Here is an 8,102-nt window from a genome sequence, read left to right as displayed (position 1 = left end):
CAGGGGATTAAAAAAAGTTTGTATCTGCGCGGGTAGGACATCATACTTAAACCTTCCTGTCAATAACATATAGGGATTATAGAAATGATAATTGCGTAAATCCCAACTAACATCTTGACCTAAAATAACCGAGATAATTCCCAAAGCAATAAAGTAGATAATTGCCCAAAATAAGGGATGAGAAAGTGGAAAACGTTTCAGAGTTGTCATAATTAAAAGTTCAAGATTTATTTGTTTAGTTTTACTAGCTTAACTTGGCAATTTATAGTTAAGGATGAGATTAAGATTACCTAGTAACAATCCCCAAAAGACAATAAGCATGATTATCTTGACAAAATTAGTTAAAATTTCCGATTTTTTCTCGGTTAAATCATTAAAGAAAAATCCCCCTAAAGTAATTGCCGTTCCGATAATAAAGTAATATCTACCGTAAGGGGAACTCAAAACCCAATCCTTAATATTTAAATTCACCGACCAAACGACAATAAAAATAAAGATAGTGGCAGCACCGATAAAATCAGGGTTCTTACGAAAATCGTCTAAGAATATACCAAGCACTAGAAAGAGAAATCCATAGTAAGGAATTACATACCAAGCGTAGTAATGACTTTGAGCGCCAGAAAAAATCAGAAGAATTGTATAGATTAATATAGGAAAAGTAACTAATCGTATTTTAGATATTTTTAAAGGAAATCTAGCAACAAGCAGTAAAGTTATCCAACTAAAAATCAACCAACCATCCTCAAAAAAAACTGTGGGTAGAACTAGATTTTTTAACATAGCAAAATCCGTAAAGCGATTTTTATGTTCTTGAAGGGTGGTTAAAAACCAACTAAAATCATAAAACCAACCATAAAGGTAATATAAACCTAAGGATAAAACTGCCGTCAGAGAAGCGATTAAGCTATCTCGCCAATTTTTTTGGAATAATAGTAAAGCAACTAGAGAAGCGAGGATATATAATCCTGTCACCTTAACTAAAGGTGCTAAACCACCTAGAAATATAGCCAAGTATAGATACTTTTTTTGAGACTTTTCACCGTACTGAAGGAATAAAAGTGCTACCGCTAAACTTAGACATAATAATAAATTTTCACTAACTGCTAAACGAGATAAAAAAACCGTATTGGGGTTAGTGGCAAAAATTAAAGAAGTTATAATCGCCACACCAGTATTAGTCAAACGTAAAGCTAATAAATAAAGTAAGAAAATAGAGAGAGTGCCAAAAACTAAAGAAGGAATTCTAATTACTGTTAAACTACAGTCAAAAAATTCCTTTGCTCCCGATAAAATAGCCGTCATACCCACAATTAATCCAAACAAGGGAGGATGATCAAACCAAGGGGTAACAAAACGATAACGAACGGCAGTTTTTTCCCAAACTGTCACCAGAAAATCATCCGTGGGACTGAGGAAAGACCAACTGGTAGGAACTCCCTCTTGAATCAAACTCATGCCACTCCAAGCAAAGGCAAATTCATCTTGAGTCCAGTTATAGGGAGGCAAGGAATCGTACTGATAATATCTTAAGATAAATCCCAAGACCGTAATTAATACACCCAGAAATAGACGGTAATCAAACTTTTCAAAATTCTTAAATATAAAATCTCGCTGCAGCATTATTCTGAAATTGGCTCGCTATTTATCTTTTGGGGTGAACCCGTGCTATTGTAACATGGTTTGACGGTTAAATTTTTTGACAAACCCAGATCGATTAAATACCCGATTATCGAGGTTAAGTCATCTCGATAATTTCTCCTGCGTAAATTCTCAGGGACATCAAATGGTAAACTCATCTTTATAGCCAACTCCAGACAAGGGACTCATTTCTGGCAGAAAAGTTCCCCAGTTTCTCCCTACTAAACTATAACTTAAGAGATTGACATTACCATCAGCAATATGCTAAAAAACATTAGCTTGATAGCCGAGTAACAACAATTACCCCGTTAAAAATCCCTATATTTTCCCCTAAAGCAAACATCTTGTCCTTAGTTGCCAACATGATTCGTCAGTTAAATTATTCTAGAGTTTGGTTGTTATTAATCCTTATTTTTGCTCTTTTCCTGCGTCTAAATGCCGCTTTCTCTTATCCTAATATTCTCTGGCCGGATGAAATTTTTCAGACCTTAGAACAGGGTCATCGACTAGCTTTTGGCAATGGGATGATACCTTGGGATTTTCGGGACGGGATTCGTTCTTGGTTATTTCCGGGGATTCTTGGCGGAATTATGAAGCTAACTGCTGGTTTTTCGGAAGGAGCCAGTGGCTATCTGGCCAGCATCAAGATTTTTCTCAGTTTACTATCTTTAATCCCCGTTTGGATCGGATTCTCGATCGCCTACGAAAGCATCGGTTTGGCCGGCGCTATCCTAACCGGCAGTATTTGTGCGATTTGGTTTGAATTTATTTATTTTGCCCCGAAAGCCTTCACCGAAGTTATGGCCGCTTATTCCCTGCTAGTCGGCGTTTATTTAGGATGTTACGGCAAAAATCCCCCCTCTCGTCAGCGACTGTATTGGACAGGGTTTTTCTACGGATTGACCACCTATCTTCGATTTCATTTACTGCCTGCCATCGCCATCGCCCTCATTTATCAAGTTAGACAAAAAAAATTTCAACAATTACCGCCCCTTGCCCTCGGTTTTATCGGTCCGGTTTTGCTGGGGGGTGCTTTAGACGCTTTCACTTGGTCCACCCCCTTCCAATCGATTTGGAAACTGATCTGGATTAATATTTTTGAAGGAAAATTTAATAGTTTTGGCGTATCCCCTTGGCAGCAATATTTTACTTGGTTAGCCCTCAATTGGTCTTGGTGGCTGTTTCCGATCCTCTTCTTCTGTGCAATCGCTGCTCGTCGTCACTGGATTCTCGCCCTTCTGTCCCTAGTTATTATCCTCTCTCACAGCTTTTTAGGTCACAAAGAATATCGCTATATGTTCCCTGCCCTACCACTAATTATTATTCTCGCCGGTTTGGGAACCGCCACTCTCGTCTCGCGTTTATCGTTAATGCGAGGTTCCCTCGCCGGCAAAACTATCGTTATTTTTAGTAGTTTACTTCTTTGGGCTTTTCTATCCTGGTTGTTGGCGGGGCGTTTTAATACCGACCAGACTTTTAATTTCGGACCACCTTGGCAAAAACCGGGCTACACTCACTGGCAAACCCACGGCGGACAATTACAAGCCTATCAGTATTTAAGTAGCGAGAAAAAACTGTGCGGTTTAGGAGTAAAAGGATTGGCGTGGCAGTACACGGGGGGATACGCCTACTTACACCAAGATGTGCCGATTTATTTCCTCAAAGATAACCAAAATTTCGAGGAACTACAACCTTATTTTAATTATCTATTGTTTAACCAAGACACTGCCGCGGTCGGAGATTATCAACGGGAGAAATGCTTTAACGGAACTTGCGTTTACAGGCGCTCGAATTCTTGCCAAGTTAACCCGAATTATCATATCAATCAGTATCTCAAAGAAGCTGGCGAGTAAGATAATATATCTTTAGACAAACTTGCAGAATTTGTCAAAAATAAGTCTAAAAAGCCGAAAAAAAGTTAATTATGTAAGCGAGATAACTTCGATCATGAAAAAAGTTAAAATCTGGCTAATTTACCTAATGTTTCTAATTTTAATCTACATACTTTTTGTTATGCTCGTCAACCTCTCCTCTTTCCCCGGATTGCACGGAGATGAGGCTTGGTTTGGACTGAATGCCCGGGAAATTCTCCACCACGGAACTCGATCGCTCCACGGTCTAAACACCTATACTAGCTCTTTCTATATCTAGTTAATTTCCCTAACATTCACTGTTTTGATTGAATACTGTCCCCATTGTCGAGATTTCTCCAAATATTTTAAAATTATCGCCACTAATCATTAGTAACGGGTAGAATTAGAGGAGTCAGGAGGTCAATTTTTCTCTAAGGAAGTTACCCCAAATCTATAATACTTAAAAATAAATCATCTGCAAAAATTCTCAGCTTAATTTTGATAAAAGCCAATAATAAGCTGACTTTAAAACTCAAAAATTTTGGTAAATATCTTGACAAATGATCCCGATCGAGGGTATTATTAGGGTGGTTTCGGCAAAAATATCCAACAGCCAGACCTCCCTAGACTAACTTAGTAAAATTAATTCCTCCCTATTGATAGATGAAAATCAAGAAATATCTTAAGTTCTGGAAATATCCTCGCTTAGTTGATGAACGAGAGACTTTAATTGAAGAACGAGATTCTCTCAAAGATCATCTGAAGAGTTTGAATCAAGAAAAACAAGAAATGATTCGGGAAAAAAACGCTATTTATGAAAGATTAGGTCAGTTATCCTTAACCATTCCCGAACTGCAAGAAATTAGTCCGAAACTTCTCGATATTAGCGTAATCAAAAATAAAGCCCGCCAGTTTCGAGTCCAATTAGATGCCGAAAAAGAAAAACTGGCTCCCGACAATTTTGGCTGGTATCCTTACAACACTTTAACCTGCTTCGAGATTCTCGAATTACTATTAACGGGTAAAAACCGTTTTCTACTGGAATTAATCTCGGAAAAACCGATTGTTGATATTGGTTGTGCCGATGGGGATCTGGCGTTTTTTCTGGAATCTTTGGGCTGTAAAGTGCAGGTAGTGGACTACGCTCCTACTAACTTTAATCTTCTGCAAGGGGTTAAACTGCTCAAAACCGCTCTTTCTTCCTCTGTGGAGATTCATGATGTTAACTTAGATTCCCAGTTTCTGCTTCCCGAAAAAAGCTATAGTTTAGTCATCTTCTTAGGAATTTTATACCATCTCAAAAATCCCTACTATGCCCTCGAAACCCTAGCAAAATCTGCCAATTATTGCCTGATTAGCACCCGCGTCACTAAGTTTAATACGGTGAGTAATGCCGCTAATCGAGTCGATCTTTCCGCGATTCCTCTAGCCTATTTACTCGATGAACTAGAAGCAAATAATGATTCTACTAACTATTGGATTTTTTCTAATGCCGGGTTACGCCGAATTTTACAGCGAACTGGCTGGGAAATTTGCGATTATATAACAGTAGGTAATACCGAAAACTCCGATCCCGCCAGTCGTGACGGCGATGAAAGAGCCTATTGTTTAGTAAAAAGTCGTTTCTATCAAGATTAGAAATGCCTAAATATCAGACCAGTTCCCTAAAAATATGAACTATAGCCCTAATCCCCTCTTAAACCGACGTAGCTTGCTGAAATTAGCAGCCCTAGCCGGAGGAAGTGCCGGACTAACTACCCTTCTCTCCTCTCGGCTCAGTTACTCTGCCGACCAAAACCAGGCTATTGCAAAGAATATAGAGGAAATAGAAGAATTTTTGCGGCAAATTCGCCCGGTAAATCCGCAAAATCTCCAGTTGACAGAATATAGCTTTGAAACAGTCACCGTTGATCGTCAAGGGCAAATTATCGATCGCCGTCAGGGTAGCGCTCGTTCCTGGCGCGAACCCCTAGGCAACGGCAGCGAACTAGAGATGGTGGCTATTCCGGGGGGCAGTTTTCTACGAGGCTCAAAAAATGAGGAAAGAGGCGATCATACTAGCAGTGAAAAACCAGAAAATTCCCTGACGACGGCGGCCTTTTTTCTGAGCAAATACCCGATCACCCAAGCACAGTGGCGAGCGATCGCGCAACTGCCCAAAATTAATCTCGAACTCAACCCGGCGCCCTCCTTTTTCCAAGGCGATAACTTACCCGTAGAGAGAGTCTCCTGGTACGAGGCGATCGAATTTTGTCAACGACTCTCCCGCTCCACCGGCAAAGATTACCGACTAGCGAGTGAATCACGCTGGGAATACGCCTGTCGCGCCGGTACAACCACCCCCTTTTACTGCGGGGAAACCCTCACCAGCGAGCGCGCCAATTACTTTGCCGTCTATGATCCCTACGCCGAAGAACCCAGCAGCTCCTATCTGGCTAGAACTACCCCGGTGGGCAGTTTCGCCCCCAATAATTTCGGTCTCTACGATATGCACGGCAACGTGGGCGAATGGTGCGCCGATAGCTGGCACCGGAATTACGAGGGAACCCCGCCCCTGGATGGTAGTGCTTGGTTAGACAGGGATAATCGCTTGCAGCCCCGTTATCGTTCCGCCCGTTTAGTGCGAGGGGGCAGTTGGGGGGATGAAGCTAGGCACCTACGCAGTGCCAATCGCACCTTTTGCCTTCCCGATCAACACCACAGTGTCTTGGGTTTACGAGTCATGGCCGATAGTACCGGTTAATCAATGCTTGTGTGCGCCCAAGAGACGACAAAGGTATGGTTCAATAGGTTAGGTTCCAAAGGGCCAAAAGTATTCAGAATCTTCTGCCGTTGTCAGTGCGTCTGTAGCTAAATCAACCGCGAGTGAGGTCAAATTTTTCATGAAGATACAGCAGTCTCATCTTTTCTTAACTCCCCCCACAGGAGATCTACAGATACCTTTATCTCCTCCTCCCCCGGACGACGGCAACCTAGAAGAAGAAAAAAATTATCCTCTCAGCCTGTCTCTAGTCATTCCCACCTACAATGAACGGCAAAATATCGTTCAATTAGTCAACATTCTCAGTCAAATACTCGACGAAGCCCTGCCCAACGATTACGAACTGATCGTTGTCGATGATAATAGTCCCGATCGCACTTGGGAAGTCGCCGCGTCTTTAATCCCTGAATATCCCCAGCTGCGAGTGCTGCGCCGGGAGGGAGAAAAAGGTTTATCCTCGGCAGTGGTACGGGGGTGGCAAGTGGCACGGGGCGACATCCTTGGGGTAATCGATGCCGATTTACAACATCCCCCGGAAGTGTTATTAAAATTATTCGAGCAAACCAGAGCCGGAGCCGATCTCGCCCTGGCTAGTCGCCATGTGGAAGGGGGTGGAGTCAGCGAATGGAGTCTAACTCGACGCTTCCTCTCCCGGGGGGCGCAGCTGTTGGGATTAGTCATTCTGCCTAACGTGGTGGGACGGGTATCGGATCCGATGAGTGGCTATTTCATGGTTAATCGACAAGCGATCGCTGGCCCGATCTTAAACCCGATGGGCTATAAAATTCTCCTCGAAGTTATCGGCCGCGGCAATATCGACCAGATCGCCGAAGTGGGTTACGTTTTCCAAGAGCGTCAAGACGGCGAAAGCAAAGTCACTTGGAAACAGTACATCGAGTATATTCTGCATCTGCTGAAATTACGTTCTCGTGGTCGCGTTGGTCGTCTGAAAAGACGTTGGCAATTCCCCCTCGATCGCTTTCTTCGCTTTAGTTTAGTCGGGTTTAGTGGCGTATTCGTCGATATGGCTATCTTTTATCTCCTCAGCGATCCCACCACCCTCGCTTGGGGAGTAACTCGCAGTAAGATTATCGCCGCCGAGGTGGCCATTATTAATAATTTTCTCTGGAACGATCGCTGGACTTTTGGCGATTTGTCCACCGGCCAAAATCAGTGGCAGCAGCGTTTCAAACGTTTTCTTAAATTTAATCTTATTTGTTTGGCCGGTTTGATCCTCAACGTCCTGCTCTTAAACTTTTTCTTCAATGTCTTAGATATTAATCGCTATATTGCTAACTTAATAGCGATCGCTATAGTTACCGTTTGGAACTTCTGGATGAATTTAAAACTCAGTTGGCGTGTGACGGAGGTTAAACCCGAAAAGTCCGGCAAGCAATAGGAAAGCCTTTGAAAACTTTCCCTCGCATCCTGCAAACCCTTTTTAACTCTCGTTCAACCCCTGGCAGCATTAATTTTCGGGACTTAAAAGCGGCCCAAGGTCAACAGGAAACCGATTACCGGGGATTAAGTCTCAAGGAGGGGATGGAATGGCTTGATCAAAATGCCGATGACTTTCCTTGGGGAAAGGCCGCCGACCCCGATTATTATGCTTTCCCCCATTGTCCGACAATTCATGCCGTCCAACGTCAAGAAACACCCCTAACTATTATTAAACATTGTCGTCAGCCTTGACATCCTCACCGTCGTAAACGGACGGTGATTCCCAAACCTCACGATTTAGGTTTCTGCTTCTTTCCCTTGCGGGGTTCCGCACCTGCCTTAACAGTTTTACTCTGTTCTGGTCTTATGGTCGCTCTACAGACTGACACCGCAAGTCCTGCGGCCAAAAT

7 protein-coding genes and 1 pseudogene are annotated in these 8,102 nt (G+C 42.6%); 6 read left to right on the top strand and 2 right to left on the bottom strand.

Features of this window, described 5'->3' with window-relative positions; all coding sequences use genetic code 11:
- Together IM479_RS12845 and IM479_RS12840 are read right to left on the bottom strand one after the other, a co-directional pair.
- Nucleotides 1-210, bottom strand: a pseudogene (locus tag IM479_RS12845) (hypothetical protein); the annotation flags it as partial.
- 39 nt (nt 211-249) lie between these two features.
- Nucleotides 250-1,620 (bottom strand): ArnT family glycosyltransferase, encoded by a 1,371-nt coding sequence (locus IM479_RS12840; protein WP_287685814.1) that lies wholly within the window; start codon nt 1,618-1,620, stop codon nt 250-252.
- Nucleotides 1,621-2,000: 380 nt separating this feature from the next.
- Here IM479_RS12840 and IM479_RS12835 point away from each other — a divergent pair, with 380 nt between their 5' ends.
- The 6 genes from IM479_RS12835 to IM479_RS12810 all read left to right on the top strand — a co-directional run bounded on the left by IM479_RS12835 (nt 2,001) and on the right by IM479_RS12810 (nt 7,944).
- Nucleotides 2,001-3,491 (top strand): glycosyltransferase family protein, encoded by a 1,491-nt coding sequence (locus tag IM479_RS12835; protein ID WP_287709262.1) that lies wholly within the window; start codon nt 2,001-2,003, stop codon nt 3,489-3,491.
- Between the two features lie 94 nt (nt 3,492-3,585).
- Nucleotides 3,586-3,789 (top strand): hypothetical protein, encoded by a 204-nt coding sequence (locus IM479_RS12830; protein WP_287685816.1) that lies wholly within the window; start codon nt 3,586-3,588, stop codon nt 3,787-3,789.
- 365 nt (nt 3,790-4,154) lie between these two features.
- The gene (locus tag IM479_RS12825) at nt 4,155-5,129 is read left to right on the top strand and encodes a methyltransferase domain-containing protein (RefSeq protein ID WP_287685818.1); all 975 of its coding nucleotides are present in this window, start codon (nt 4,155-4,157) and stop codon (nt 5,127-5,129) included.
- Between the two features lie 34 nt (nt 5,130-5,163).
- A complete protein-coding gene (locus tag IM479_RS12820; RefSeq protein ID WP_287685820.1) occupies nt 5,164-6,234 on the top strand; it encodes a formylglycine-generating enzyme family protein in 1,071 nt (356 codons plus the stop codon).
- A 139-nt stretch (nt 6,235-6,373) separates the two neighbouring features.
- Entirely contained in the window at nt 6,374-7,651 is a 1,278-nt protein-coding gene (locus IM479_RS12815; protein WP_287685822.1) for a glycosyltransferase, read from the top strand.
- Between the two features lie 8 nt (nt 7,652-7,659).
- Nucleotides 7,660-7,944 carry a hypothetical protein gene (locus IM479_RS12810; RefSeq protein ID WP_287685824.1) on the top strand — a complete coding sequence of 95 codons (285 nt, stop codon included), beginning with the start codon at nt 7,660-7,662 and terminating at the stop codon, nt 7,942-7,944.
- Nucleotides 7,945-8,102: the final 158 nt, after the last annotated feature.

The sequence above is a fragment of the Microcystis sp. M165S2 genome (assembly GCF_020245885.1).
In the GTDB taxonomy this organism is placed as follows: domain Bacteria; phylum Cyanobacteriota; class Cyanobacteriia; order Cyanobacteriales; family Microcystaceae; genus Microcystis.
This window is presented reverse-complemented; position numbering and strand designations above follow the sequence as displayed.

Coding starts and splice junctions, on each gene's coding strand:
- IM479_RS12840 (WP_287685814.1), bottom strand. CDS start 1,620: ATGCTGCAGCGAGATTTTATATTTAAGAATTTTGAAAAGTTTGATTAC.
- IM479_RS12835 (WP_287709262.1), top strand. CDS start 2,001: ATGATTCGTCAGTTAAATTATTCTAGAGTTTGGTTGTTATTAATCCTT.
- IM479_RS12830 (WP_287685816.1), top strand. CDS start 3,586: ATGAAAAAAGTTAAAATCTGGCTAATTTACCTAATGTTTCTAATTTTA.
- IM479_RS12825 (WP_287685818.1), top strand. CDS start 4,155: ATGAAAATCAAGAAATATCTTAAGTTCTGGAAATATCCTCGCTTAGTT.
- IM479_RS12820 (WP_287685820.1), top strand. CDS start 5,164: ATGAACTATAGCCCTAATCCCCTCTTAAACCGACGTAGCTTGCTGAAA.
- IM479_RS12815 (WP_287685822.1), top strand. CDS start 6,374: ATGAAGATACAGCAGTCTCATCTTTTCTTAACTCCCCCCACAGGAGAT.